17 protein-coding genes and 1 pseudogene are annotated in these 25,674 nt (G+C 71.6%); 10 read left to right on the forward strand and 8 right to left on the reverse strand.

Annotation, left to right across the window (positions count from 1 at the left end):
- The first annotated feature begins 6 nt into the window (after positions 1 to 6).
- Complete coding sequence (locus ACFCZ1_RS20760) at positions 7 to 2,160, forward strand: hypothetical protein (protein ID WP_376679738.1); 2,154 nt, start codon at positions 7 to 9, stop codon at positions 2,158 to 2,160.
- The gene (locus ACFCZ1_RS20765) at positions 2,141 to 2,809 is read left to right on the forward strand and encodes a hypothetical protein (RefSeq protein WP_376679739.1); all 669 of its coding nucleotides are present in this window, start codon (positions 2,141 to 2,143) and stop codon (positions 2,807 to 2,809) included. Before ACFCZ1_RS20760 ends, ACFCZ1_RS20765 begins: the two co-directional genes overlap by 20 nt.
- Before the next feature lie 41 nt (positions 2,810 to 2,850).
- Here ACFCZ1_RS20765 and ACFCZ1_RS20770 read toward each other — a convergent pair whose 3' ends face one another.
- Both ACFCZ1_RS20770 and ACFCZ1_RS20775 read right to left on the reverse strand, forming a co-directional pair.
- Positions 2,851 to 3,123 carry a helix-turn-helix domain-containing protein gene (locus ACFCZ1_RS20770; RefSeq protein ID WP_376679740.1) on the reverse strand — a complete coding sequence of 91 codons (273 nt, stop codon included), beginning with the start codon at positions 3,121 to 3,123 and terminating at the stop codon, positions 2,851 to 2,853.
- Positions 3,117 to 3,545, reverse strand: a complete 429-nt coding sequence (locus ACFCZ1_RS20775; protein ID WP_376679741.1) for an ATP-binding protein — start codon at positions 3,543 to 3,545, stop codon at positions 3,117 to 3,119. Before ACFCZ1_RS20775 ends, ACFCZ1_RS20770 begins: the two co-directional genes overlap by 7 nt.
- A gap of 163 nt (positions 3,546 to 3,708) precedes the next feature.
- Between ACFCZ1_RS20775 and ACFCZ1_RS20780 the strand changes: the two genes are divergently transcribed.
- From ACFCZ1_RS20780 to ACFCZ1_RS20795, 4 genes are all read left to right on the forward strand, one after another.
- Positions 3,709 to 4,470 (forward strand): GntR family transcriptional regulator, encoded by a 762-nt coding sequence (locus tag ACFCZ1_RS20780; protein ID WP_376679742.1) that lies wholly within the window; start codon positions 3,709 to 3,711, stop codon positions 4,468 to 4,470.
- A gap of 232 nt (positions 4,471 to 4,702) precedes the next feature.
- Positions 4,703 to 8,578: an ABC transporter ATP-binding protein gene (locus tag ACFCZ1_RS20785; RefSeq protein WP_376679743.1), complete on the forward strand. Its 3,876-nt coding sequence runs from the start codon at positions 4,703 to 4,705 to the stop codon at positions 8,576 to 8,578.
- Between the two features lie 311 nt (positions 8,579 to 8,889).
- A complete protein-coding gene (locus tag ACFCZ1_RS20790) occupies positions 8,890 to 9,291 on the forward strand; it encodes a hypothetical protein (protein WP_376679744.1) in 402 nt (133 codons plus the stop codon).
- 84 nt (positions 9,292 to 9,375) lie between these two features.
- Positions 9,376 to 10,809 carry a S28 family serine protease gene (locus ACFCZ1_RS20795; RefSeq protein ID WP_376679745.1) on the forward strand — a complete coding sequence of 478 codons (1,434 nt, stop codon included), beginning with the start codon at positions 9,376 to 9,378 and terminating at the stop codon, positions 10,807 to 10,809.
- Positions 10,810 to 10,836: 27 nt separating this feature from the next.
- On the opposite strand, the gene ACFCZ1_RS20800 is transcribed toward ACFCZ1_RS20795, so the two are convergent.
- Positions 10,837 to 12,612: a glycoside hydrolase family 3 protein gene (locus ACFCZ1_RS20800; protein ID WP_376679814.1), complete on the reverse strand. Its 1,776-nt coding sequence runs from the start codon at positions 12,610 to 12,612 to the stop codon at positions 10,837 to 10,839.
- Positions 12,613 to 12,726: 114 nt separating this feature from the next.
- On the reverse strand, positions 12,727 to 13,623 hold the full coding sequence (locus ACFCZ1_RS20805) for a LysR substrate-binding domain-containing protein (protein WP_376679746.1): 897 nt from the start codon (positions 13,621 to 13,623) through the stop codon (positions 12,727 to 12,729).
- Between the two features lie 82 nt (positions 13,624 to 13,705).
- Here ACFCZ1_RS20805 and ACFCZ1_RS20810 point away from each other — a divergent pair, with 82 nt between their 5' ends.
- On the forward strand, positions 13,706 to 14,641 hold the full coding sequence (locus ACFCZ1_RS20810; protein ID WP_376679747.1) for an EamA family transporter: 936 nt from the start codon (positions 13,706 to 13,708) through the stop codon (positions 14,639 to 14,641).
- Here ACFCZ1_RS20810 and ACFCZ1_RS20815 read toward each other — a convergent pair.
- Positions 14,592 to 15,104 (reverse strand): annotated as a pseudogene (locus ACFCZ1_RS20815) (GNAT family N-acetyltransferase); the annotation flags it as partial. The gene ACFCZ1_RS20810 and the pseudogene ACFCZ1_RS20815 sit on opposite strands and share 50 nt — an antisense overlap.
- 566 nt (positions 15,105 to 15,670) lie before the next feature.
- Between ACFCZ1_RS20815 and ACFCZ1_RS20820 the strand changes: the two are divergent.
- Together ACFCZ1_RS20820 and ACFCZ1_RS20825 are read left to right on the forward strand one after the other, a co-directional pair.
- Positions 15,671 to 17,920: an ATP-dependent RecD-like DNA helicase gene (locus ACFCZ1_RS20820; RefSeq protein WP_376679748.1), complete on the forward strand. Its 2,250-nt coding sequence runs from the start codon at positions 15,671 to 15,673 to the stop codon at positions 17,918 to 17,920.
- A gap of 182 nt (positions 17,921 to 18,102) precedes the next feature.
- The gene (locus tag ACFCZ1_RS20825; RefSeq protein WP_030161574.1) at positions 18,103 to 19,392 is read left to right on the forward strand and encodes a citrate synthase; all 1,290 of its coding nucleotides are present in this window, start codon (positions 18,103 to 18,105) and stop codon (positions 19,390 to 19,392) included.
- A 380-nt stretch (positions 19,393 to 19,772) separates the two neighbouring features.
- Here ACFCZ1_RS20825 and ACFCZ1_RS20830 read toward each other — a convergent pair whose 3' ends face one another.
- The 3 genes from ACFCZ1_RS20830 to ACFCZ1_RS20840 all read right to left on the reverse strand — a co-directional run bounded on the left by ACFCZ1_RS20830 (position 19,773) and on the right by ACFCZ1_RS20840 (position 23,210).
- Complete coding sequence (locus ACFCZ1_RS20830) at positions 19,773 to 22,034, reverse strand: heavy metal translocating P-type ATPase (RefSeq protein WP_376679749.1); 2,262 nt, start codon at positions 22,032 to 22,034, stop codon at positions 19,773 to 19,775.
- Positions 22,035 to 22,124: 90 nt separating this feature from the next.
- Positions 22,125 to 22,358: a heavy-metal-associated domain-containing protein gene (locus ACFCZ1_RS20835; protein ID WP_376679750.1), complete on the reverse strand. Its 234-nt coding sequence runs from the start codon at positions 22,356 to 22,358 to the stop codon at positions 22,125 to 22,127.
- Positions 22,359 to 22,550: 192 nt separating this feature from the next.
- On the reverse strand, positions 22,551 to 23,210 hold the full coding sequence (locus ACFCZ1_RS20840) for a TetR/AcrR family transcriptional regulator (RefSeq protein WP_376679751.1): 660 nt from the start codon (positions 23,208 to 23,210) through the stop codon (positions 22,551 to 22,553).
- Between the two features lie 131 nt (positions 23,211 to 23,341).
- Here ACFCZ1_RS20840 and ACFCZ1_RS20845 point away from each other — a divergent pair, with 131 nt between their 5' ends.
- Complete coding sequence (locus tag ACFCZ1_RS20845; protein WP_376679752.1) at positions 23,342 to 25,588, forward strand: MMPL family transporter; 2,247 nt, start codon at positions 23,342 to 23,344, stop codon at positions 25,586 to 25,588.
- Positions 25,589 to 25,674 lie beyond the last annotated feature (86 nt).

Consider the following 25,674-nt stretch of genomic DNA (forward strand, 5'->3'; position numbering starts at 1 on the left):
AAAGACATGCCGAGCTACCACGAGATCATGCAGACGGACCTCTCCGCGCTCACCACGGCCGCAGAGGGCTGGAAGTCGATGGCGACGGAGTTCAAGAAGCTCGAGGACGTCTACGAGAAGGAAGTCCAGAGCGTCTCCGCCGGCAACGGCTGGCTGGGCAGCAGTGCGCAGGTCGCGAGCACCAACTCCTCCATCACCCGGAACGAGTTCGACGCGGCCCAGACGGAGGCGCTGGCCATGGAGTCGCTGCTCCGTGACGCGTTCGCCCGGTTCACGGAGCTCAAGGGGCGGGTGACGTCCGCCGTCGCCGACGCCGTCGAAGCGGGCATGAAGGTCTCGGACGCGGGCATAGCGAGCTACGACTTCAGCAAGGCCGACCCGGCCTCCGCGAACGCGATCCGCCACGACCCCGACCTTCGAAACGTCGAGCAGTCCTGGACGAGCCGGATCGCGGACACCGTCAAGGCGGTCACCGAGTTCGACGAGGACGTGAAGACGGCCCTGTTGAGCGCGTCCGGGGCCGATGGAACCTCCGTGTTCGGGTTCAACTCCAAGGCCGTGAACGACGTCGAGGCCGTGGAGGCGCTGGCCCTCACCCAGAAGATCCGTGACGGCAAGGCCTCGCCGGAGGAGCTGAAGCACTACAACGACCTCCTCAAGCAGAACTCCGGGGACAAGCACTTCAGCGAGGCGTACCTGCACTCGATGGGCGCGAAGGACACCCTGCTGCTGGCGGACCAGATGAACCTGGCGTCCAACGACCGCGGTGCGTCGGCAGCCGACAAGAAGCTCTACGAGTCGATCAACTCCGGCCTCGCGGGGACGATCGCCTCGGGCACCAAGGACCCGGAGAGCTACGCCTACAAGCCCTTCGTCAACGGGCTCAAGGAGCTGGGCGACGACAACCTCGCCAAGGGCGCGCGGCCGATGCACGGGTACCAGGCCCTCGTGACCCTCATGGAGAACGGCGACGGCTACGGCAAGCAGTTCCTCAACGACATCGGCAACGGCATCATCGAGACCGAGAAGTCGAAGCCGTACGTTTTCAACCACGCCTTCGACGCGGCCCGCCCGAACCTGGTCCCCGACCCGCTGGACAGCCTCCTCGGCATCATGGCCAAGGACCCGGCCTCGGCCGAGTACTTCCTCGACCCCGCCGCGCCCGGCAACAAGAACGACCACCTGGACTACATGCTCACCGACCGAGAGTGGCCGACCGAGTGGCTCTCCGGCGGCTACGGCAACATGGACCTCGAAAACCCGAACAAGGCGGAAGGCTTGGGCGCGGCCATCCAGGCGGCGGCCACGGGCCACGCGGACGGCGAGAAGCTGGGCCCGCCCGGGCCGCACAGCGAGGGCCAGGCCCGGGTCATGCACAACGCGATCCGTTTCCTCGACGACGAGATGGGCGGCGATGAGTTCCCGGAGGACCTGGAGGGCCTGCGCGAACCGATGGCGAGGGCGCTAGTGGACTACGTGGCCGACACCCACGAGATCCTCGGCGGTAAGAACACCGATCTGGGCGGTCACGCGGGCAGCGACTCCATCTATGGTTCGGGTGACAAGGCCCAGATCGCGGTCGGGCAGGGCAGCCTGATCCGCGTGATGCGCGGCATCGCGGACGACGGCCCGTCCTACGGTCTGATGGTCCAGGCGGAGCGGGCCTATTCGGCGGAACAGCTCGCGACTGCCGTGCCGTTCAAGGCCGGATCTCCGCACGAGGCCACTATCGACTGGGACAACCGTGCGCACGACATCGGAGCGGCATCCGGGGCCCTCAACGGCATCGGGGCCGACGTCTACAAGGACAAGGAAGACGACAAGGTCAAGTGGGCCGAGGGTACGGCCGAGTACACGGCCGCGAGCGTAAACGGGCTCATCGGCGAGATCCCGGTGGTGGGCACGCTCGGTGGCTCGCTGATGGACGCGGCCAAGTACGACTGGGTCGAGGGGGTCAAGGACGCAGCCGAGGAACTGAGCAAGAAGGAGTCCAGCGAAAACTACTCGGCGGGCATGGACGGGACCAACAAGCTGTTCGATGCATGGAGGGACCAGCGGCAGATGGACGACAACCACCCGGAGGCCAAACACGCTCAGAACGAAGCGGGCGAGGCCTACACGAGCGGGCGGGAGGCTGCCCGTGCGCACCTCCGGCCCTGACGTGCGGAAGGCTTTCGCAGGGTCGACGCTCGCGCTCCTCTGCGTTGTGGCCCTGGCATCGTGCACCGCGGACGATTCCGCGTCGAAGTCCGCGGACGTCTGCGGGATCAGCCCGTCCTCGGAGGAGGAATCGCTGGTGCGCGAGGTCCTCGGGAAAGAGGACTTCGTGACGAAGGCCTACGGCAGCACGAGCGTCTTGGTGGACAAAATGGAGCGCGCGCTGCCGAATATGCCCAAGAGGGACATGTTCTACACGAACGCATGCGGATACAGCGTGGGTGGAGAGCAGGGTGACTCCGGTGTGACCTTCCTGGCCGGGTGGTTTCTTCGGACCTCCGAACTGCCCTCTTTCCCCAACGACGTGTCCTACGAAGTGAACGGTGTGCGCGGTGTAGCGCGAAGCAGCAGCTCGACGCTGCTCGTCCCGTGCGACCTGCCTGGTGAACTCAGGGCGCAGTCGCAGAAAGTGTGGCTCACGGCGGACACCACGTTCACGTTCAGCCCGTCCCGGCCGGATGCGGATCAGGCGGCCCAAGAGCGGCGAATGACCTTCACCTACCTCATGGCCCGCCGTATCACCGACGCCCTCGGCTGCGAGAACAAGCCGCTGGAGAAGCCCCCCGTGGTGAAGCCGGCGCCCAGCCCGTGAGGTGAGGGGCGGCCTTGACCCGCGTCCGGCCCCGGGCGCGGTCAGGCCGCCTCGTGCTGCTGGGCGGTGAACGCGACCGTGAACGTCTGGCCGACGAGCTTGAGGTGCAGCTCGGACTCCATGGCCCGCGCCAGCCGTGCCAGCAGCGGCACGGCCGACGTGGTGCCGCCGAGTTCCAGCCTGGACACCTCCGGCTGCGTCATTCCGGCCCGGCGCGCCAGCTCGCCCTGCGAGATCCCGAGCTCGTTCCGCCGGTCGTAGACGGCCTGCCCGATCACGAAGGCGAGCCGGACTTCGTCCCGCAGCCTCAGCATGTGGGTGCCTCCGGCATCCAGCCGATCTCGGCCCAGACGGCCTTGCCGATGCCGTGCCGCCGGGGGCAGCAGCCCCAGCGCTCGGCCAGTGCCGCGACGATGGCGAGCCCGCGCCCCCGCTCGTCCCAGTCCGCCACGATCTGCGGCGTGAGCTTGACGGCGGGGCCCGCGTCGGCCACCTCCACGCGCAGCACCCCGTCGTACCGCGCGAGCCGGACCCCGATGTCTCGCCCCTGCGGCGCGCGGGAGTGCCGTACGGCGTTGGTGACCAGCTCGGAGAGCAGCAGCTCGGCCGCTTCGGCGGGGTCTGCGCCGGCCTCCCACTCGGCGAGCTGCTTGCGGAGCAGTGCGCGGGCGTGTCCCGGAGTGCGGTGGCTGCAGGGCAGCAGCCAGAAGATCTCATCGGCGTGAACCAGCGCCATGAAGTCACCTCTCTAGAGATACCTCCTCAAGTGAAGCGGCTCGTCGGCAAGCGGTCAAGCGATTCTCTAGAGACGTTGGCGTGTGGCGTGGATTGGACGAGCGTGCCGTCTCATCGGCGCGAGGGGGTGCCTAGGATGACTAGAGATGATCAGGGAGGACCGCATGCCGAGTGACGGCGCCGTACGGCAGCCCAAGTACCAGCGCATCGCTGCCGCACTGAAGGCCGCCATCGAGGCAGGCGAGTACGGGCCCGGGGACCGGCTGCCCGGCGAGAACGATCTGATGAATACCTACGGGGTCGCCCGGATGACCGCGCGGCAGGCTCTCGGCGTGCTCCAGTCCGAAGGGCTGACCGAAGCCCGTAAGGGCGCCGGGGTCTTCGTACGGGAGTTCCGGCGGATCCGGCGGCGCGGGATCCAGCGGCTGGCCGCCGAAGTCTGGGGTGGGGGACGGTCCATCTGGGCTGCCGACACGGAGGAGCGGGAACCCGTCGTCGAGTCGCTCGACGTCTCCGAGGAAGCCGCGCCCGGTGCCGTCGCCGGTGTGCTCGGCCTGGCGGACGGGGCGCCCGTGTGCGTGCGACGTCGCATGTTCCTGCTCGACGGGAAGCCGGTGATGCTCGCGAGCTCGTACCTCGATGCCGTCCTGGTGGCCGGTACGCCCATCACCGAGCCCGACACCGGGCCCGGTGGGATCTACGCCCGCCTCGCGGAGCTCGGCGTCGGGCCCGCCCGGTTCCGCGAGGAGGTCCGGTCGCGGATGCCGAGCCCGCACGAGGCCGCGCAGCTCGGGCTGGCCGCCGGGACGCCCGTCGTACTGGTGTGCCGTACCGCCTTCGCCTCCGACGGGCGGGTGGTCGAGGTCAACGAGATGGTCCTCGACGCCTCCGCCTACGTCCTGGAGTACGAGTTCGACGCTCCGTAAGCGTCTTCATCTGCGTCTTCTTCTGCGTCTTCATCAACGTCTCCGAGGCACCCCCGTCGGCCGCCGGCCGTCGCGACCCGGCTTCCGGCGGCTGTCCGCCGGACGGCAGTCCCCTGTTCGGATCAAGCCCCCGTGCCCGGCGCGGGCTCCGGTGCCATGGTTGCGGCGGGATGAAATCCGCCGGTCGGGGCGTTGGGGCTTCCGGTAGGACAGGCGAACGGGGAGGCACAACGTGGCGGCGGCAGAGACGGCGGCTGGGGAGAAACAGGGCTGGGCCAGGCGGCTGACTGCCTACACCTGGCGGTACAAGGTCAACGTGCTGCTCGCGCTCGGGTCCTCGCTGGCCGGCATGGCCGTCATGGCGCTCGTGCCGCTGGTCACCAAGGTGATCATCGATGACGTCATCGGGGACGGGACCAAGCCCATGGGGCCCTGGGCCGCGATGCTCGTAGGCGCGGCCCTGCTCGTGTACGCGTTCACCTACGTACGCAGGTACTACGGCGGGCGGCTCGCCCTCGACGTCCAGCACGACCTGCGCACCGACATGTACGACACCATCGCCCGCCTCGACGGGCGGCGGCAGGACGAACTGTCGACCGGGCAGGTGGTGGGGCGGGCCACCAGCGACCTCCAGCTCATCCAGGGCCTGCTCTTCATGCTCCCGATGACCATCGGGAACTTCCTGCTGTTCGGGATATCCCTGGGGATCATGCTGGCGCTCTCGCCGCTGCTGACCCTCGTCGCGCTGCTGATGGCCCCCGCCCTCTGGTTCATCGCCAAGCGCAGCCGCAAGAAGCTCTTCCCCGCCACCTGGTACGCGCAGGGCCAGGCCGCCGCCGTCGCGACCGTCGTCGACGGCGCCGTGACCGGCGTCCGCGTCGTCAAGGGCTTCGGGCAGGAAGAGCAGGAGACCTCCAAGCTGCGCGCCGCCGGACGGCGGCTGTTCGCCGGCCGGATGCGCACCATCCGGCTCAACTCCCGCTACACCCCCGCCCTCCAGGCCGTCCCGGCCCTCGGGCAGGTCGCCATACTGGCCCTCGGCGGCTGGATGGCCACCAAGGGGCAGGTCACCCTCGGCACCTTCGTCGCCTTCTCCACCTACCTCGCCCAGCTCGTCGGGCCGGTCCGGATGCTCGCCATGGTGCTCACCGTCGGCCAGCAGGCCCGCGCCGGCGTCGAGCGGGTCTTCGAGCTCATCGACACCGAGCCCGTGATCAGGGACGGGGACCGCGAGCTGCCCGCCGACGCGCCCGCCACCGTCGAGTTCGACGACGTCCGCTTCGGCTACGACCCCGAGCGGCCCGTCCTCGACGGCTTCTCGCTCTCCGTCGCGGAGGGGGAGACCGTCGCCCTGGTCGGGTCCTCCGGCAGCGGGAAGTCCACCGTCTCGCTCCTGATGCCGCGCTTCTACGACACCGACCACGGCACCGTCCGCGTCGGCGGCCACGACGTGCGCGAGCTGACGTACGACTCGCTGCGCGGCGCCATCGGGCTCGTACCCGAGGACTCCTTCCTCTTCTCCGACACCATCCGCTCCAACATCGCCTACGGGCACCCCGGCGCGACCGACGAACAGATCCGCGCCGCGGCCCGCGCGGCCCAGGCCGAAGGCTTCATCGAGGCCCTGCCCGCCGGGTTCGACACCAAGGTCGGCGAGCAGGGGCTCACCCTCTCCGGTGGCCAGCGCCAGCGCATCGCGCTCGCCCGGGCCATCCTCACCGACCCCCGGCTGCTCCTCCTCGACGACGCCACCTCCGCCGTGGACGCCCGCGTCGAGCACGAGATCCACGAGGCCCTGCGCGGCGTCATGGCCGGCCGGACCACCCTGCTGATCGCCCACCGCCGCTCCACGCTCGGGCTGGCCGACCGGATCGCCGTACTCGACCACGGGCGGCTCGCCGACATCGGGACGCACGAGGAGCTGGAGCGCCGCTCCCCCCTCTACCGCAGGCTGCTCACCGACCCCGACGCGCTCGGCGCCGGCTCGCCGCGGACTCCGGACGCCCCGGTGATGACCGAGTTCGAGCGCGACCTCGAAGACCGCCTCGAACGCGACATCGAGCTCGAAGCCGAGATCGACTCCGAGCCCGTCAACGCCAAGCGCCGCGTCGCGGCCGGGATCACCCCCGAGCTCTGGCGGCGCCGGGACGAGTCCGACAGCGCCGCCACCGCCCCGGCCGCCGGGAGCGGCGCGCCCGGAGCCGGGCACTCCATGGCCGGGGCCGTCGCCGGGATGCTCCCCCAGCTACCGCCGGGGGGACCCCCAGCGACCCCCGAACTGCTCGCCCAGGTGGCGGCCCTGCCGCCCGCCGACGACGAGCCCGACGTGGACGAGGACCGCGCCACGGCCCCCGAGGAGAGCTACGGCCTGCGCCGCCTGCTCCGCGGGTTCTGGGCGCCGCTCGCCATCAGCCTCGGCCTCGTCGCCGTCGACGCCGGCTCCGGTCTGCTCCTGCCGATCCTGATCCGGCACGGCATCGACCAGGGAGTGGAGAAGGCCGCCCTCGGCGCGGTGTGGGCCGCCGCGGTCCTCGCGCTCGGCGTCGTCCTCGCCCAGTGGGCCGCGCAGTTCGCCGAGACCCGGATGACGGGCCGTACCGGCGAGCGCGTGCTGTACGCGCTCCGCGTCAAGATCTTCGCCCAGCTGCAGCGCCTCGGCCTCGACTACTACGAGCGCGAGCTGACCGGCAAGATCATGACCCGGATGACCACGGACGTGGACGCCCTGTCCAGCTTCCTGCAGACCGGCCTCGTCACGGCCGTCGTCTCCGTCTTCACCTTCTTCGGCATCCTGGTCGCCCTCCTCGTCCTCGACGTCGAACTCGCCCTGATCGTCTTCGCGACCCTGCCGCTGCTCGTGATCGGGACCGTCGTCTTCCGCCGCAAGTCGGTCGCCGCGTACGAGCTCGCCCGCGACCGGGTCAGCCTGGTCAACGCCGACCTCCAGGAGTCCGTCGCCGGGCTCCGCATCGTCCAGGCCTTCCGGCGCGAGGGCTCGGGCGCCCGCCGCTTCGCGGAGCGCAGCGACTCGTACCGCGAGGCCCGGGTCCGCGGCCAGTGGCTGATATCCGTCTACTTCCCCTTCGTCCAGCTGCTGTCGTCGGGCGCCGCGGCGGCCGTGCTGATCGTCGGTGCGGGCAGGGTCGAGGCCGGGACCCTCACCACCGGCGCGCTGGTCGCGTACCTGCTCTACATCGACCTGTTCTTCGCCCCGGTCCAGCAGCTCTCCCAGGTCTTCGACGGCTACCAGCAGGCCACCGTCTCGCTCGGCCGCATCCAGGGGCTGCTGCGCGAGCCCACCACCACACCCCGGCCCGAGCGGCCCCGCGAGGTCCCGGAGCTGCGCGGGGAGATCGCCTTCGAGGGCGTCCGCTTCCAGTACGGCACCGCCGAGGAGCGGGGCGAGACGGCCGAGGCGCTGGCCGGAATCGACCTGCGCATCGCCGCCGGGCAGACCGTCGCCTTCGTCGGCGAGACCGGAGCCGGCAAGTCGACGCTGGTCAAGATGGTGGCCCGGTTCTACGATCCGACCTCGGGCCGGATCACCGCCGACGGCACCGATCTGCGGGAGCTCGACCTGACGGCGTACCGCCACCGTCTCGGTGTCGTCCCCCAGGAGTCCTACCTCTTCCCCGGGACCGTCCGCGACGCCATCGCCTACGGGCGGCCCCGGGCGAGCGACGCAGAGGTGGAGGCCGCAGCCCGCGCGGTCGGAGCCCACGACATGATCGCCACGCTGGACGGAGGCTACCTGCACACCGTCGCCGAGCGCGGACGCAATCTCTCCGCCGGGCAGCGCCAGCTGATAGCGCTGGCCCGGGCCGAACTCGTCGACCCGGACGTTCTGCTGCTCGACGAGGCCACCGCCGCCCTTGACCTGGCCACCGAAGCCCAGGTCAACCAGGCCACCGACCGGCTCGCCGGCAAGCGGACCACCCTGGTGGTGGCGCACCGGCTGACCACCGCCGCCCGCGCCGACCGGGTCGTGGTCATGGACCGCGGCCGGGTCGTGGAGGACGGCACGCACACCGAACTCCTGGCGCGCGGCGGCCGGTACGCCGAGCTGTGGCGCACCTTCGCCGGGGAGGACGAGCACGCTGCGGCCTGACGGTCGACGGGGGCGGCGCGCGCTGCGGCCTGACGGCCGGCGGGGTCAGAGCTCGCCGAAGAGCGGTTTGCCCGGGGCGTCCTCTTCCGGTCACCCGGCGCAAGCCGCTGCGGGGTCGTGAACTCCCGCCCTTCCGCCGGGGCGTTGGGGGTGTACCCGCACGGGTGAGGCGGTCGCGGATCCTTGCCGGCCGCAACCTTCCGGGGAGTTTGGGCGTCGTACGTGCGTACGTATGCGGCACGTACGGGCGAGCGGGGGACGGGATGTTGCGAGGGCGGAGAGGGTGCGGCCGATGGGCCGTGCCCCTCGGGGTGTTCACGGCGGCATTGTGGCTCTGCGCCGGCGGGCTGTTCGCGGCGTCGCCCGCGCGGGCGACGCCGCCCGCGCCGGCCGACCGGGCCGGCGGGGGCGCCGCGTACGCCGCCACCGGCAGCTGCGCGGGCCGGCTGGCCAGGACGCTGCCGATCGCGACGGGCGAGGTGCGCGTGTACAAGAGCCGCACCCAGGCGTGCGCGGTGGCCGTGGCCCGGGTCCCCGGTGAGCGGCGGGAGATGGCGGTGAGCATTCAGCCGCGCGGCGGGGCCCCGATCCGCGATATCGGGCGATTCACCCGTTATGCCGGGCCTGTCACCGTGGGTGCGATCGGCCGCTGTGTGTATGTAAAGGGGAGTGTGGGGGCCGGATCTGCCGATTCCGGCTGGATCCTGTGCTGAACGACCGGCCCAACTAGGTCTGTTCAGCAGCGCGTTCACCCCGCTAGGTTCACGGCGACCGAAGTGAACTCAAGGGGAGGGTGAATGCGCAAGACGCTCGGATGGCTGCTGTCACTCGTGGTGCTGATCGGCACCATGGGTGCGGTCGGCTCCACGGCGCAAGCGGCCACCGCCGCAGGGCCGGCGGCCGCCACGGACATCAAGGACCAGATCCTCGGCATTCCCGGGATGAGTCTGATCGAGGAGAAGCCGTACCCCGGCTACCGCTTCTTCGTACTGAACTACGAGCAGCCGGTCGACCACCGGCAGCCGTGGAAGGGCACCTTCAAACAGCGCCTGACCCTTCTGCACAAGGACGTCTCGCGGCCGACGGTGTTCTTCACCTCCGGCTACAACGTCAACACCAACCCGCGCCGCAGTGAGCCGACGACCATCGTCGACGGCAACCAGGTGTCGCTGGAGTATCGATTCTTCACGCCCTCCCGGCCCGACCCGGCCAACTGGGCGAACCTGGACATCTGGCAGGCCGCCAGCGACCAGCACCGCATCTTCACCGCCCTGAAGAAGATCTACACCAAGAACTGGCTGGCCACGGGCGGCAGCAAGGGCGGTATGACGGCGACGTACTTCGAGCGCTTCTACCCCCGCGACATGGACGGCGTCGTCGCGTACGTCGCGCCCAACGACGTCGTCAACAACGAGGACTCGGCCTACGACCGGTTCTTCGCGAAGGTCGGCACCAAGGAGTGCCGCGACAAGCTGAACGCGGTGCAGCGCGAGGCGCTCGTGCGCCGCGAGCCGCTGGAGGCCAAGTACGCGGCCGCCGCCGCCGAGAACGGCTGGACCTTCACCACCGTCGGCAACCTCGACAAGGCCTTCGAGGCCGTCGTGCTCGACTACGTGTGGGCCTTCTGGCAGTACAGCCTGCTCTCCGACTGCGCCGCCATCCCGGCCGCCGCGACCGCGAGCGACCAGGAGATCTGGGACACGGTCGACGCGATCTCCGGCTTCTCCGCCTACGCCGACCAGGGCCTGGAGACGTACACCCCGTACTACTACCAGGCGGGTACGCAGCTCGGCTCCCCGGACATCAAGCAGCCGCACCTGGCCGGCCTGAGCCGCTACGGCTACCAGCCGCCGCGCAACTTCGTGCCCCGCGACATCCCCATGACCTTCCAGCCGGCGGCCATGCGGGACGTGGACAACTGGGTCCGCAAGAACGCCAACCAGATGCTGTTCGTGTACGGGCAGAACGACCCGTGGGGCTCCGAGCCGTTCCACCTCGGCTACGGGGTGCGCGACAGCTACGTGATGATCGCGCCGGGTGCCAACCACGGTGCGAACGTCTCCAAGCTCCTGGACGAGGAGAGGGCCCTCGCGACCGCGAAGATCCTCCAGTGGGCGGGGGTGGCCCCGGCCGCCGCGCTCGCCGACGCGGGGAGGGCGGCGCCGCTGGCGGCGCCGGACGCGCAGCTCGACCAGCGTGACCTGGAGCGCGAGCCGCAGCTGCGGCCGTAACGCGCCTGCCGGGCCGCGGGCCGGCGTCTAGTACGTCAGCCCGTGGCCCAGCGGGTAGCGGCCCGGGACCGGCACCGGGAGGCGGCCGGCCGGCCGCAGTGCCCCGGTGAGCACCCGGGCCGCCGCCCGCATCTCCACGTCCGTCCAGGAGTACGTCGCCACCTCCGCCGCGCAGGCCGGCAGCCGCGCCGAGTCGTACGGGTTGCGGATCGCCACCGCGATGACCGGGACACCGGTGGCCAGCAGACCGGCCACCAGGGTGCGCTGCGGGTCGTCCCCCTCGGGGACGTTGTACGTGCACACCACCACCGCCGCGTGACCGGGCGCCGCGGCCGCCGCGCGGGCGGGCGGCAGGGCCTCGGCCCGGCAGCCCAGCGCGGTCAGCTCCCTGGCCAGGACGGTGGTGGGGGGACCCGTGGTGCCGCTGGGGGAGACCGGGTCCGACCCGGTGACCAGCAGCCGCGGCCCGGCCGACGCGTCCAGCGGCAGCAGCCCGGCCGGATTGGCCAGCAGCGTCGTCGTGGCCGCCGCGATCCGGTCGGCCGCCGCCAGGTGCTCCGGGACGCCGACCACGGCGTCCACCTCCCCGGACGGGGCGCCCGCCCCGCCGAACAGGCCCCGGCGCGCCTTCAGTCCGAGGATCCGCAGGACCGATTCGTCGATCCGTTCCTCCGTCAGCTCGCCCGTCTCCACGGCCGCCAGCACGCTGCGGTGGGCGAGGTCCAGGTCCGGCGGGTTCAGCAGCTGGTCGCAGCCCGCCTTCAGGGCCAGCACCGGCACCCGCTCGTCCCCGTACTTCTGGCGCACCCCCGCCATGTCGAGCGCGTCGGTGACCACCACCCCCCGGAAACCGAGGCGTTCGCGCAGGATCCCGGTCACGATCGGCCGGGAGAGGGTCGCCGGGTCCCCCGAGGGATCGAGGGCCGGGAAGACGATGTGCGCCGTCATGACCGCGTCCACGCCCGCCTCCACCGCGGCCCGGAAGGGCGGCTCGTCCAGCTCCTCCCAGAGGGCGCGGGTGTGCCGCATCACCGGCAGCCCGACATGGCTGTCGGTCTCCGTGTCCCCGTGGCCCGGGAAGTGCTTGGCGGTGGCCGCGACCCCGGCCCGCTGGTAGCCGTGGACCTGGGCGGCGACCAGCTCCGCCACCGCGTCCGGGTCGGCGCCGAAGGACCGTACGCCGATCACCGGATTCGCCGGGTTCACGTTCACGTCGGCCACCGGCGCGTAGTCCTGCCGGATGCCCATGGCCGCGAGCTCGGCCCCCGCGATGCGCGCGGCCCGGCGGGCACCGGCGGCGGAACCGGTCGCGCGGTGCTGCGCGCCGAGCGCCATCGCCCCCGGGAACAGCGTCGCGGGCCTGCCGATGCGGGCGACGGCGCCGTGCTCCTGGTCGGTCGAGAGCAGCAGCGGGATCCCGGGACCGGTGGCGAGCGCGGCCTCCTGGAGACCGGCCGACAGCGCGGCGATCTGGTGCGGGGTACGGGTGTTGTGCGCCCAGCCGAAGTAGATGATCCCGCCCAGGTGGTAGCGGGAGACCAGCTCGGCCGCGGTGCGCACCCCGAACAGCTCCTGGTTCTTCGCCGCGTCCGCCGGGTCGGGGTCGGTCGCCGAATGCCCGTACGCCCGGGAGACGAAGAGCTGCCCGACCTTCTCGGCGAGGCTCATCCGGTCCACCAGGCGGCGCAGCGCCGCCCCGCCCGCCCCGCCCGCGCCGTCGGGCGGGAGCGCGCCGGGGGCCCGGAGGGCGCCCGCGGCGCCGGCCGCGGCGGGGGAGGCCCCGGCGGCCGTGACGGCGGCCATGGCGGCCGCGGCGAGCAGGGTCCGGCGGGAAGCGTGGTACGGCACGCGCCGGACCCTACTGCCGGCCCGCGCCCCGCGGGCCCCGGACACTCGGGAGGTCCCCCGGATGACCCGCTACGGGGTCCAGCGCTCCTGAAGGGTCCGCACGGCCTCGGTGATCGCGGGGCGGCGGGCGGCCCCGGTCCGCCACAGCGCGTACAGCCGGCGTACGGGGCCGGGCTCCAGTGGCACGGCCACCGCGCCCGGCGGCAGCGCGCCGGTGCCCAGCCGGGGCACCACCGCCACCCCGAGCCCGGCCGCGACCAGGGCGACGATGGTGTGGTTCTCCTCCGCCACGTGCGCGATGTCGGGCTCGAAGCCGGCCGTGCGCAGGGTCCGCACCAGCCAGTCGTGGCAGACCCGGCCGGGCGGCTGGCAGACCCAGCGCTGGCCGCCGAGGTCGCCGCGGCGGACGACGGAGCGCTCGGTGAAGGGATGCCCGCCCGGCACGACCAGGTCGCAGAGGTCGTCCCCGATCACCGCCTGCTCGACCCCTTCGGGAGCCGGCAGCGGGGCGATGTCCCAGTCGTGGGCCACCGCCAGGTCGGTGACGCCCCGGGCCACCAGGTCCACCGACAGGTGCGGGTCCACCTCGGTGAGCCGGACGTCGAGGGCCGGATGGCGGCGGGCCAGATCGGCCAGCACCCCCGGCAGCAGCCCGCGCGCCGCGGAGGCGAACGCGGCCACCGTCAGCAGCCCGCTCGGCTGCCCGCGCCGCTCCTCCAGTGTGGTCTCGGCGCGCTCCACGATCGCCAGCAACTCCTGCGCCGTGTCGGCCAGATGGCGGGCCTCCTCGGTGAGGGCGATCCCCCGCCCGCGGCGCTCCAGCAGCGTGGTGCGGGTCTCCCGCTCCAGCTTGGAGATCTGCTGCGAGACCGCCGAGGGGGTGTAGCCGAGGGCGGCCGCGGCGCCGGCCACCGAGCCGTGGACGGAGACGGCGTGCAGGGCGCGCAGCCGGGACAGGTCGAGCATGGGCCAAGCGTAAGCAATGCTTCATCCATCCCGGAAGAGATCGGCGCTGGTGCTACACGATCGGGGCGCCGATGCTCGGAACATGCGTCCCGTACACACCGCACTCGCCGTACTCGTCGCCGCCGTCTGGGGGTTCAACTTCGTCGTCATCGAGATCGGACTCGGCCACTTCCCGCCGCTGCTCCTGTCCGCCCTGCGCTTCCTCGTCGCGGCGCTGCCCGCCGTGTTCTTCGTCGGCCGTCCCCAGGTCGCCTGGAAGTGGATCGCCGGGGTGGGCGTGGCCCTCGGCATCGCCAAGTTCGGCCTGCTCTTCACCGGGATGTCCGCCGGGATGCCGGCCGGGCTGTCCTCCCTCGTCCTGCAGGTGCAGGCCGTCTTCACCGCCGTCCTCGCCGCGGTCGTACTGCGCGAACGGCCCGGCCGGGTACGGGTGCTCGGCATGGGCGTGGCGCTCGCCGGGATCGCGGTGGCCGCCGCGGACGGGGGCACGTCCGGACCGGTGCTCGGCTTCACGCTGGTCGTCGCGGCCGCCGCCTGCTGGGGCGTCTCCAACGTCCTGACCCGCAGGGCCTCGCCACCCGACGCGCTGAACTTCATGGTGTGGGTGTGCACCGTCCCGGTGCTGCCGCTGTTCGCGCTCTCGCTGCTGCTGGAAGGGCCCGAGCGGGACCTGGCCGCGCTGCGCGCCCTGGACTGGTCCGGCGTCGCCGTCATCGGCTACGTGGCCTGGGTGTCCACCGTCTTCGGCTTCGGCGCCTGGGGCTACCTGCTGCGCCGCTACCCGGCCTCCTCGGTGGCGCCGTTCTCGCTGCTGGTCCCGGTGTTCGGCATGTCCTCGGCGGCCCTGGTGCTGGGGGAGTCCGTCTCGGGCCTGTGCTGCCTGGCGGCCGTACTCCTGGTCGGCGGGGTGGCCCTCACCTCGCTGGCCCCCGCGCGCGCCTCGAACCGTACGGGGGTCGGTTCGGGCGTCAGCGCGGGAAGCCCTCCTGCAGCGGCAGTCGCCACTCCTGCCCCGTGAGGGTGACCCCGTACGAGCGGTGCGGGCGTTCGGCGACCAGGGTGAAGCCGGCCCGCAGGCAGAGCGCGCGGGCTCCGGCCAGCACGTCGTCGGTCCCCAGGACGAGCTCGCGGTAGCCGGCCGAGCGGGCGAAGCCGACGACCGCGGCGACCAGCAGGGAGCCGACCCCGCGGCGGCGCTCCTTCGGATCGACGAGGAGCAGCCGCAGCCGGGCGGTGCCCGGCGCGCCGTCCTCGCGGACGCACATCACCGAGCCGACCGGACGCCCGTCCAGCTCGGCGATCCACACGCGTTCCAGGTACGGGTCGTGGTCCTCGGCGAACTCCGCGACGGTCCGGGCCACCAGGCCCTCGAAGCCGGTGTTCCAGCCGTGCTCGGCGGCGTACAGCGCGCCGTGGCGCTGCACGATCCACCCCAGGTCCCCCGGCCGCGGTTCCCGTAGCCGCACGCTCTCCGCCATGGGCCAACTCTAGGTCCTGTCGTCAAAGTGGCGTCGGTCAGGCCCGCGGCGTTCGGTGCCGTGCATCGCAAGGCGGAGGGGCGCCTGAGTACTGGACGTACTTGGGCGCCCCGACAACGCGGCGAGGTGCGGTGCCGAACGCCGCGGGCCAGGCGCCACTTTGACGACAGGACCTAGGGTCCGAGGCGGCCGCGGGCTCCCGGAACGGGCTACTTCCCGCCGCCGCCCGGGACCTCGCCGCCCAGCGGGCCGCCGAGGCCGCCGGGGTTGCCGCCGGGCGTGGGGAGGGGGATCCACTCATGCCCGAAACACCGCTTCTGTGCAGATTCGCGGGCACCTTGAGTAGGCGTTGGGTAACGGAAAGGCAAAGCTGTGGATCAGGGTGCAACCCTCCCGGGGAATCGCGAGTCGTATGGTGCGTCGGTACTTCCGGGAGGGGATCTGGGGGGATCGGGAAGTCCGACACGGGAGGGGTAACCGTGATGGGGGTCCGGCCGCGAGGCTGGACCCCTTTCTGGTGCCGTCCACAGGCCTGACGCGTTGTCGGCCCCGAACGGTAGCTTCGTGCCATGGCAACCAACGGGGCGGCGGTACAACTGGCGGTGGTCGAGGGGGTGCTCGAGCGCATCACCTACGCCAACGAGGAGAGCGGGTACACGGTCGCCCGCGTCGACACCGGCCGGGGAAGCGGTGACCTGCTCACCGTCGTCGGCTCGCTGCTCGGCGCCCAGCCCGGCGAATCGCTGCGCATGGAGGGCCGCTGGGGCTCACACCCGCAGTACGGCCGGCAGTTCACGGTGGAGAACTACTCCACACTCCTGCCCGCGACCATCCAGGGCATCCGCCGCTACCTGGGCTCCGGCCTGATCAAGGGCATCGGCCCCAAGATCGCCGACCGGATCGTGGAGCACTTCGGCCTCGACACCCTGGACGTCATCGAGGGCGAGCCCGAGCGGCTCATCGAGGTGCCCGGGCTCGGCCCCAAGCGGACCAAGCTGATCGGCGCCGCCTGGGAGGAGCAGAAGGCCATCAAGGAGGTCATGGTCTTCCTCCAGGGCGTGGGCGTCTCCACCTCCATCGCGGTGCGCATCTACAAGAAGTACGCCGACGCCTCCATCTCCGTGGTGAAGAACCAGCCCTACCGGCTCGCCGCCGACGTGTGGGGCATCGGTTTCCTCACGGCCGACCGCATCGCCCAGGCCGTCGGGATCCCGCACGACAGTCCCGAGCGGGTCAAGGCCGGGCTCCAGTACGCCCTGTCCCAGTCCACCGACCAGGGGCACTGTTTCCTGCCCGAGGACCGGCTCATCGCCGACGGGGTCAAGCTGCTCCAGGTGGACACCGGGCTGGTGATCGACTGCCTGGCCGAGCTCGCCGCCGACCCGGAAGGCGTCGTGCGCGAGCCCGTACCCGATCCCCAGGGCGGTCCGGATCCGCTGACCGCCGTGTACCTGGTGCCCTTCCACCGGGCCGAGCTCTCGCTGGTCGGGCAGGTGCGCCGGCTCCTGTACGCCGAGGACGACCGGATGCCCGGCTTCCAGGACGTGGACTGGGACAAGGCCCTGGGCTGGCTCGCCGGGCGGACCGGGGCCTCGCTCGCCCCCGAGCAGCGCGACGCGGTCAAGCTGGCGCTGACGCGTCGGGTCGCCGTACTCACCGGCGGGCCCGGCTGCGGGAAGTCCTTCACCGTGCGCTCGATCGTGGAGCTGGCCCGGGCGAAGAAGGCCAAGGTCGTGCTCGCGGCGCCCACGGGCCGGGCCGCGAAGCGGCTCTCGGAGCTCACCGGGGCCGAGGCCTCCACCGTGCACCGGCTGCTGGAGCTCAAGCCGGGCGGGGACGCCGCGTACGACCGGGAGCGCCCGCTGGACGCCGACCTGGTCGTCGTCGACGAGGCCTCGATGCTGGACCTGCTCCTGGCGAACAAGCTGGTCAAGGCCGTGGCGCCGGGTGCGCACCTGCTCCTCGTGGGGGACGTGGACCAGCTGCCCTCGGTCGGCGCGGGCGAGGTGCTGCGCGACCTGCTGGCCGAGGGCGGCCCCGTGCCCGCGGTCCGGCTGACCCGGATCTTCCGGCAGGCCCAGCAGTCGGGCGTCGTCACCAACGCCCACCGGATCAACACCGGGCTGCCGCCCCTCACGGACGGGCTGCCGGACTTCTTCCTCTTCCCCGAGGAGGACACCGAGGCGGCCGGGGTGCTCGCCGTGGACGTGGCGGCCCGCAGGATCCCGGCGAGGTTCGGACTCGACCCGCGCCGCGACATCCAGGTGCTCGCGCCCATGCACCGCGGCCCGGCGGGCGCCGGAAACCTCAACGGCCTGCTCCAGCAGGCCATCACGCCGGCCCGGCCGAACCTGCCGGAGAAGCGGTTGGGCGGCCGGGTGTTCCGGGTGGGCGACAAGGTCACCCAGATCCGCAACAACTACGAGAAGGGGGCCAACGGTGTCTTCAACGGCACGGTCGGCGTGGTCACCGCCCTCGACGTGGACGAACAGTGCCTGACGGTGCGGACGGACGAGGACGAGGAGATCGGCTACGAGTTCACGGAGCTCGACGAGCTGGCCCACGCGTACGCCGTCACGATCCACCGCTCCCAGGGGAGTGAATACCCCGCGGTCGTGATCCCGGTCACCACCGGCGCTTGGATGATGCTCCAGCGGAATCTTCTCTACACGGCGGTGACCAGGGCGAAGAAACTGGTCGTCCTCGTCGGGTCACGCAAGGCCCTCGGACAGGCTGTGCGTACGGTTTCCGCAGGCAGGAGGTACACGGCGGTCGCTCCCAGGCTGGCCGGCCGGATACCGGTGGGAAACATCACCTAAATGATCGATCATTTGGGGTTCCGGCAACCGGGGAGAGGGGGCAGGATGAGCAGGCTGAAGGCACTCAGTGCCGTCAAATGGACCAAACGCCGACCCCGAGTGCACTCTCCTGCGCCAAATGGGGGAAGGTAGAGGCAGTCAGGGCACCTCGAAGAAGAGGCACTACGTCGGTGAGGGATGACGTGAGCGACAACTCTGTAGTACTCCGGTACGCGGACGGTGAATACACCTACCCGGTGGTCGAGAGCACCGTCGGTGACCAGGGCTTCGACATCTCGAAGCTGCGGGCCCAGACCGGGCTCGTCACCTTGGACAGTGGCTACGGCAACACCGCGGCGTACAAGTCCGCGATTACCTACCTCGACGGTGAGCAGGGCATCCTGCGCTACCGCGGTTACCCGATCGAGCAGCTGGCCGAGCGTTCGACCTTCATCGAGGTCGCGTACCTGCTGATCAACGGTGAGCTGCCGACCGTCGACCAGCTCGCGTCGTTCCGCAACGAGATCACCCAGCACACGCTGCTGCACGAGGACGTGAAGCGCTTCTACGACGGCTTCCCCCGTGACGCGCACCCGATGGCGATGCTGTCCTCCGTGGTCAGCGCGCTGTCGACCTTTTACCAGGACAGCCACAACCCGTTCGACGAGAAGCAGCGCCACCTCTCGACGATCCGGCTGCTGGCCAAGCTCCCGACGATCGCGGCGTACGCGTACAAGAAGTCGGTCGGCCACCCGGTGGTCTACCCGCGCAACGACCTCGGCTACGTCGAGAACTTCCTGCGCATGACCTTCTCCGTGCCGGCCCAGGAGTACGACCTGGACCCGGTCGTGGTCTCGGCGCTCGACAAGCTGCTGATCCTGCACGCGGACCACGAGCAGAACTGCTCGACCTCCACCGTGCGTCTGGTCGGCTCCTCGCAGGCGAACATGTTCGCCTCGATCTCCGCCGGCATCTCGGCCCTGTGGGGTCCGCTGCACGGTGGCGCCAACCAGTCCGTCCTGGAGATGCTCGAGGGCATCAAGAACGACGGCGGCGACGTCGACGCCTTCATCCGCAAGGTGAAGAACAAGGAGGACGGCGTCCGCCTGATGGGCTTCGGGCACCGCGTCTACAAGAGCTTCGACCCCCGGGCGAAGATCATCAAGGCGGCGGCGCACGACGTCCTCTCGTCGCTCGGCAAGAGCGACGAGCTGCTCGACATCGCGCTCAAGCTGGAAGAGCACGCGCTGGCCGACGAGTACTTCGTCTCGCGCAACCTCTACCCGAACGTGGACTTCTACACCGGCCTGATCTACCGGGCCATGGGCTTCCCGACCGAGATGTTCACCGTGCTCTTCGCGCTCGGCCGTCTTCCCGGCTGGATCGCCCAGTGGCACGAGATGATCAAGGAGCCGGGTTCCCGCATCGGCCGCCCGCGCCAGATCTACACCGGCGAGGTCCTGCGCGACTTCGTCCCGGTCGAGGCCCGCTGACCCGAGCCTTCCCGCGGCCGGCCTTCACGGCCGGCCGCACCGACGCTTGCGAAAAGCGCCCCGCCGCCGATCCCCCCACGGGTCGACGGTCGGGGCGCTTTCCTTTCCCCGGAACGGATTCCCCCCACGGGACCCGCGCCGGGGCGTCGGTGTCTGCCGGGACCCGTTTCGGGTCGGGAGGGCCGCTCAAAGCTTCCCGCGGGCACGCGTCCCGGCCGGCTGATGCCCCCGGACGTCCCCCAAGACCTCCGCGGAACGTCCCCCAAGACGTTCCTGGCATCGCCCCATTAGACCCGTCACGACCCCGAATGGTTACGTTGCGATCACTGTGATCTGCGTCTCGTGTGAAGAAGCTGTGTGCTCGATGCGAAGGCGATCCACTAGCGGAAGGACCTCAACCGGAGGCTGTTGGTCACCACGAACACGGATGAGAAGGCCATGGCGGCCCCCGCGATCATCGGGTTGAGCAGTCCGGCGGCTGCCAGCGGCAGGGCCGCCACGTTGTAGCCGAAGGCCCAGAACAGGTTGCCCTTGATGGTGGCCAGGGTCCGGCGGGACAGCCGGATCGCGTCCGCCGCCACCCGCAGGTCTCCCCGTACGAGGGTCAGGTCGGCCGCCTCGATGGCCGCGTCCGTGCCGGTGCCCATGGCCAGGCCCAGGTCGGCCTGGGCGAGCGCGGCCGCGTCGTTGACCCCGTCGCCGACCATCGCGACCGTACGGCCCTCGGCCTGGAGGCGGCGTACGACGTCCACCTTGTCCTGCGGGAGCACCTCGGCGATCACCTCGTCGATGCCGACCTCGCGGGCCACCGTCTCGGCGACGGCCTTGTTGTCGCCGGTCAGCAGGACCGGGGTGAGGCCCAGTGCCCGCAGCCGGGCGACGGCCTCGGCGCTGGTCTCCTTGACCGCGTCGGCCACGGTGAGCACTCCGCGCGCGGCGCCGTCCCAGGCCACCAGGACGGCGGTGCCGCCCTCCGCCTCGGCCGCCGACCTGGCCTCCGCGAGTCCGGCCGGCAGGGTGATCGACCAGTCCGCCAGCAACTGCTCGCGGCCCACCAGGACGGCGTGCCCGTCGACGACGCCCTGGACGCCGAGTCCGGCGACGTTCTCGAAGCTCTCGGGGACCGGCAGGGCGCCGGCCCGTTCGGCCGCCGCGACCGCGACGGCCCGGGCGATCGGGTGTTCCGAGGAGTGTTCCAGGGATCCGGCCAGGCGCAGGAGTTCGCGCTCGTCGGTGCCCTCGGCGGTGAGGACGCCGACGAGGGTCATCCGGCCGGTGGTGACGGTCCCGGTCTTGTCCAGCACGACGGTGTCCACGCGCCGGGTGGACTCCAGCACCTCGGGGCCCTTGATCAGGATGCCGAGCTGCGCGCCCCGGCCGGTGCCGACCATGAGCGCGGTCGGCGTGGCCAGGCCGAGGGCGCACGGGCAGGCGATGATCAATACGGCCACGGCGGCCGTGAACGCGGCGGCGGGGTTGTCGGTGATCAGCAGCCAGGTGACCCAGGTGCCGAGCGCGAGCAGCAGGACGACGGGCACGAAGACAGCGGAGACCCGGTCGGCGAGCCGCTGGACCTCGGCCTTGCCGTTCTGCGCCTGCTCGACCAGCGTGGCCATCCGGGCGAGCTGGGTGTCGGCGCCGATCCGGGTGGCCTCGACGACCAGGCGTCCGGCGGCGTTGACCGTGGCGCCGGTGACGGAGCCGCCGACCGTGACCTCGACGGGGACCGACTCGCCGGTCAGCATGGACGCGTCCACGGCGGAGGTCCCCTCGACGACCGTGCCGTCGGTGGCGATCTTCTCGCCGGGGCGGACGACGAACCGGTCGCCGACCGCGAGCGCGCCCACCGGGATGCGGACCTCCCGGCCCCCGCGCAGCACGGCGACGTCCTTGGCACCGAGTTCGAGCAGGGCCTTCAGCGCCGCGCCCGCCTTCCGCTTGGAGCGGGCCTCGAGGTAGCGGCCGAGCAGGATGAAGCTGACGACCCCGGCGGCGACCTCCAGGTAGATGGCGGAGGAGCCGTCGGTGCGGGAGATGGCGAAGTCGAATCCGTGCCGCATGCCCGGCATGCCGGCGTGGCCGAGGAACAGGGCCCACAGCGACCATGTGAAAGCGGCCAGCGTGCCGACCGAGACCAGGGTGTCCATGGTGGCGGCGCCGTGCCGGGCGTTGGTCCAGGCGGCCCTGTGGAAGGGCAGGGCGCCCCAGACGACGACGGGCGCGGCGAGGGTCAGCGAGAGCCACTGCCAGTTGTCGAACTGGAGGGCCGGGACCATGGAGAGCAGGACGACGGGGAGGGCGAGGGCGGCGGAGACCAGCAGGCGCTGGCGCAGAGCGGCCAGCTCGGGGTCCCGTACGGCCGGTGCGGCTCCGTCCGCGGCGCCGGGGTCCGGGTCCGGCTCCGGCGGCGGGGGCTCTTCGGCGGTGTAACCGGTCTTCTCGACGGTCGCGATGAGGTCGGCGACCCGTACGTCGGCCGCGTACGAGACCTTCGCCTTCTCGGTGGCGTAGTTCACCGTGGCGGTGACCCCGTCCATCCGGTTCAGCTTCTTCTCGATGCGGGCCGCGCAGGAGGCGCAGGTCATCCCGCCGATCGTGAGCTCGACCGCCGTTATGGGTCCGTCGTGCACTGTGCTGGTCATCTTCCGGCTCCAGGGGAGGGCCGGGGCGCACGGAATCCAGTATGAGCTGGCCGGCACGCCCCGGCGGGGTACTGCCGAAGGGGGAGGCGCTCAGGCCTGGCCGGCGAGCTCGTAGCCCGCCTCGTCCACGGCGGCGCGTACGGCCTGCTCGGCCAGCGGGGCGGCGGAGGTCACGGTGACCTCTCCGGTCGCGGCGACGGCCTTGACCGAGCTGACGCCCGGCAGGGCGGAGAGTTCGGCGGTCACCGCGCCCTCGCAGTGCCCGCAGGTCATGCCGGTCACCCGGTAGACGGTGGTGGTCTGGGTGTCCGTCTCGGCGGTCATGTCGTTCTCCTCTTCGAGGGGGTGTGCGGTCGCCGGGGAACGGCGAGTCGCTCCACCGTCCTCCCGACACTCCGAGACTCTATACCCCTAGGGGGTATGGATGCGAGTATTCGCGCCCGCTCTTTCCGGGTGGCCGGACCGGGCGAACCGTCTGTGATGGGGTGATACGGGGCCGCCTGGGAGCCCTCGCGGTCAGTGGGAGTGGGTGACGGTGACCATCGGCTCCAGGTAGCGCAGCAGGACGTTCTTCAGCTCCGCGACGTACGCGGCGCGCTCCGCACCCTCGTGGGCCAGGATCAGGTCCAGGGACGACTTGAAGATGCCCAGGATCATGTTCGCCGTGCGGGTGAGTTCGGCGGGCGGGGCCTCGGGGCAGAAGGTGCGCAGGACCCCTTCGACGCGGGTGAGCAGGCCGGAGTGCAGTTCCTCGTGCTCCTGCGCGATGCCCGGGATGCCGGAGCCGTGCATGAGCGCCCAGAAGGCCGGGTTCTCGCAGTTGAAGGCGATGACCGGATCCAGGACGGCGTCCAGCAGCTCGGGCAGGGGGCGGTCCAGGTTCTCGGGCAGGAAGGCCTGTCCGTGCATCTCGTGCGCGCGCTGGAGCAGGTGGCCGCCGAGCTCGACCGCGATGGCCTCCTTGTTCGGGAAGAACTGGTAGAGCGTGCCCGGTGACACGCCGGCCTCGCGGGCGATGGCGTTGGTGCTGGCCGCGGCGTACCCGGTGCGGCAGAACACTCCGGCGGCGGCCGACAGCAGCTGGGAGATCCGGCGCTCGCCACGGGCCTGGCGGCGGCGTGGGGCGGTGTCTTTTTCCCCGCTTTCGGTGGTCTTGCCCTTGGAAGTTCCCGGCATGTCCAATCCCTTGCTTCCCGTGGGTGATTGACAAACACGAGTGGTCGCTCGCATTCTGAGTAAACGCGAGCGACTGCTCGTGTTTGCCAGTCTATTCGGCCTGGCAATCACGGTGAAGGGGACACCGAGCCATGTCCGAAGTCAAGAAACCGCCGTCGTCCGGGGAGAGCGGCCGGTGGACCCGGTTCGTCACGGCCCGGCCGCGGCTCTCGCTGCTGCTCGCCCTGGTGGTCACGGCCCTGGCCGTGTTCGCGGGCGGCGGCGTCGCCGACCGGATGGGCAGTGGCGGCTGGGAGGACCCGGACGCCCAGTCCACCTACGCCGCCGCGGCCCTGGAACGCGAGTTCCCGGCCTCCCAGCCCAATCTGCTGCTGCTCGTGGACGCCGGCGCGGGAACCGGCGGGGTGGACGACCCCGCCGTCGCCGCCGAGGCGGAGCGGCTGACCGCACAGCTCGCCGCCGAGCAGGGGGTCGCCGGCGTCGGCTCGTACTGGCGCACCGGGCTGCCCGCGCTGCGCTCACAGGACGGCAAGCAGGCCCTGATCGCGGCCAGAGTGCTGGGCGACCAGAAGACCACCACCGAGGTGCTGGAGCGGATCGCGCCGCGCTACCGGGGTGAACACGGGCCGGTGCGGGTCTCCCTCGGCGGGCCCGCGGCGGTCCAGCGCGAGGTGACCGCGACCATCCAGGAGGATTTGCTGCGCGCGGAACTGATCGCGCTGCCGGTCACCCTCGTCCTGCTCATCCTCGTCTTCGGCAGCGCCGTCGCGGCCCTGCTGCCGCTCGGCGTCGGCATCGTGGCCATCCTCGGCACCAACGCGGTGCTGCGCGGCCTGACCGAGGTCACCGAGGTCTCCGTATTCGCCCAGAACCTGACCACGGCGCTCGGTCTCGGACTCGCCATCGACTACGCCCTGTTCATCGTCCGACGGTTCCGCGAGGAGCTCGCCGGCGGACGGGATCCGGTGGCCGCCGTCGGGGCCACCCTGCGCACCGCCGGGCGCACCGTGCTGTTCTCCGCGCTGACCGTCGCGGTCTCCCTCTCGGCGATGGGGTTGTTCCCGATGTACTTCCTGCGCTCCTTCGCCTACGCGGGAGTGGCGGTGGTCCTGCTCGCGGCGGCGGCCGCGCTCATCCTGCTGCCGGCGGCCCTGGTGCTGCTGGGCGAGCGGGTCAACTCCCTGGACCTGCGCCGGTTGTGGCGTCGGGGCCGGACGGCCGGGGCGACGGCCGGCGCCACGGCGGAACAGGGGCGGGGCTGGGGACGGGCGGCCGCGCTGGTGATGCGCCGCGCCCCGGTGTTCGCGGTGGCCACCACGGCGGGGCTGCTGCTCCTCGGACTTCCCTTCCTCGGCGTGAAGTTCGGCACCGTGGACGACCGGCAGCTCCCGAAGACCGCCGAGTCGCACGTGGTCCAGCAGCAGATCCGGGACGCCTTTCCGGGCAGCCCCGGCGGCGGGCTCACCGTGCTCGCCGAGGGGGCGGCCGGGAAGGCCGAGCTCGACGCCTACCGGGACCGCCTGGCCGCCCTGCCCGGCGTGATCCGGGTCGACGGGCCGGTGAGCACCGGGGCCGGGGCGCGGTACGCGTACTTCTCGGTGACCGCCGAGGGCGAGACGGCGGGCCCGCAGGCCCAGGATCTGGTCGGCGACGTGCGGCAGGTCGATGCCGGCTTCCGGACCTCGGTGAGCGGACAGGCGGCGCGGCTCGTCGATGCCCAGAAGGCCATCGCGGATGCTCTGCCCGCCGCGCTGGCCCTGGTGGTGCTCGCCACGCTGCTGCTGGTGTTCCTGCTCACCGGGAGCCTGCTGATACCGGTCCAGGCGGTGCTCCTCAACGCGCTGAGCCTGACCGCGATGTTCGGGGCGGTGGTGTGGGTCTTCCAGGAGGGACATCTCTCCCGGCTGCTCTCCTTCACCTCCACCGGGGACATAGAGACCACCCTGCCGGTGCTGATGTTCTGCATCGCCTTCGGCCTCTCCATGGACTACGGGGTGTTCCTCATATCCCGGATCAAGGAGGAGCACGACCGGACCGGCGACCACGAAGGGGCCGTGCGCACCGGACTGGCCCGCACCGGCGGGCTGATCACAGCGGCGGCCGTGATCCTGGCCGTGGTGATGGTGGCCATCGGTACCTCGCGGGTGACCAACACCAAGATGCTGGGGCTCGGGATCGCGCTCGCGGTGCTGATGGACGCCATGGTCGTGCGCAGCCTCCTGGTCCCGGCGGTCATGAAGCTGACCGGGAAGGCCACCTGGTGGGCGCCGGGCCCGCTGCGCAGGCTGCACGAGAGGTTCGGACTGAGCGAGGGGGAGTCGTCGCCGCCGGCGGACGTGCCCGCCGAGCCGGAGCGGGTGCCCGCAGGGGCCGCCTAGCGGGGCCTGGGGGACCGGGACCCGGGGAGGCTCCGTCCCCGGGTGAGCGGTGCGGGGTGAGCGGTGGGAGGTGCGGGGCTCACGGG

Origin of the sequence: Streptomyces sp. NPDC056224, from assembly GCF_042267665.1 — a bacterium.
GTDB lineage: Bacteria > Actinomycetota > Actinomycetes > Streptomycetales > Streptomycetaceae > Streptomyces.

Bases quoted from the DNA above. Each gene is read 5' to 3' on its own strand.
- ACFCZ1_RS20770 (WP_376679740.1), bottom strand. From the start codon at position 3,123: ATGCTGAGGCTGCGGGACGAAGTCCGGCTCGCCTTCGTGATCGGGCAG.
- ACFCZ1_RS20775 (WP_376679741.1), bottom strand. From the start codon at position 3,545: ATGGCGCTGGTTCACGCCGATGAGATCTTCTGGCTGCTGCCCTGCAGC.
- ACFCZ1_RS20760 (WP_376679738.1), top strand. From the start codon at position 7: ATGCCGAGCTACCACGAGATCATGCAGACGGACCTCTCCGCGCTCACC.
- ACFCZ1_RS20830 (WP_376679749.1), bottom strand. From the start codon at position 22,034: ATGACCAGCACAGTGCACGACGGACCCATAACGGCGGTCGAGCTCACG.
- ACFCZ1_RS20805 (WP_376679746.1), bottom strand. From the start codon at position 13,623: ATGCTCGACCTGTCCCGGCTGCGCGCCCTGCACGCCGTCTCCGTCCAC.
- ACFCZ1_RS20835 (WP_376679750.1), bottom strand. From the start codon at position 22,358: ATGACCGCCGAGACGGACACCCAGACCACCACCGTCTACCGGGTGACC.
- ACFCZ1_RS20795 (WP_376679745.1), top strand. From the start codon at position 9,376: ATGCGCAAGACGCTCGGATGGCTGCTGTCACTCGTGGTGCTGATCGGC.
- ACFCZ1_RS20820 (WP_376679748.1), top strand. From the start codon at position 15,671: ATGGCAACCAACGGGGCGGCGGTACAACTGGCGGTGGTCGAGGGGGTG.
- ACFCZ1_RS20780 (WP_376679742.1), top strand. From the start codon at position 3,709: ATGCCGAGTGACGGCGCCGTACGGCAGCCCAAGTACCAGCGCATCGCT.
- ACFCZ1_RS20840 (WP_376679751.1), bottom strand. From the start codon at position 23,210: ATGCCGGGAACTTCCAAGGGCAAGACCACCGAAAGCGGGGAAAAAGAC.
- ACFCZ1_RS20810 (WP_376679747.1), top strand. From the start codon at position 13,706: ATGCGTCCCGTACACACCGCACTCGCCGTACTCGTCGCCGCCGTCTGG.
- ACFCZ1_RS20845 (WP_376679752.1), top strand. From the start codon at position 23,342: ATGTCCGAAGTCAAGAAACCGCCGTCGTCCGGGGAGAGCGGCCGGTGG.
- ACFCZ1_RS20800 (WP_376679814.1), bottom strand. From the start codon at position 12,612: ATGGCCGCCGTCACGGCCGCCGGGGCCTCCCCCGCCGCGGCCGGCGCC.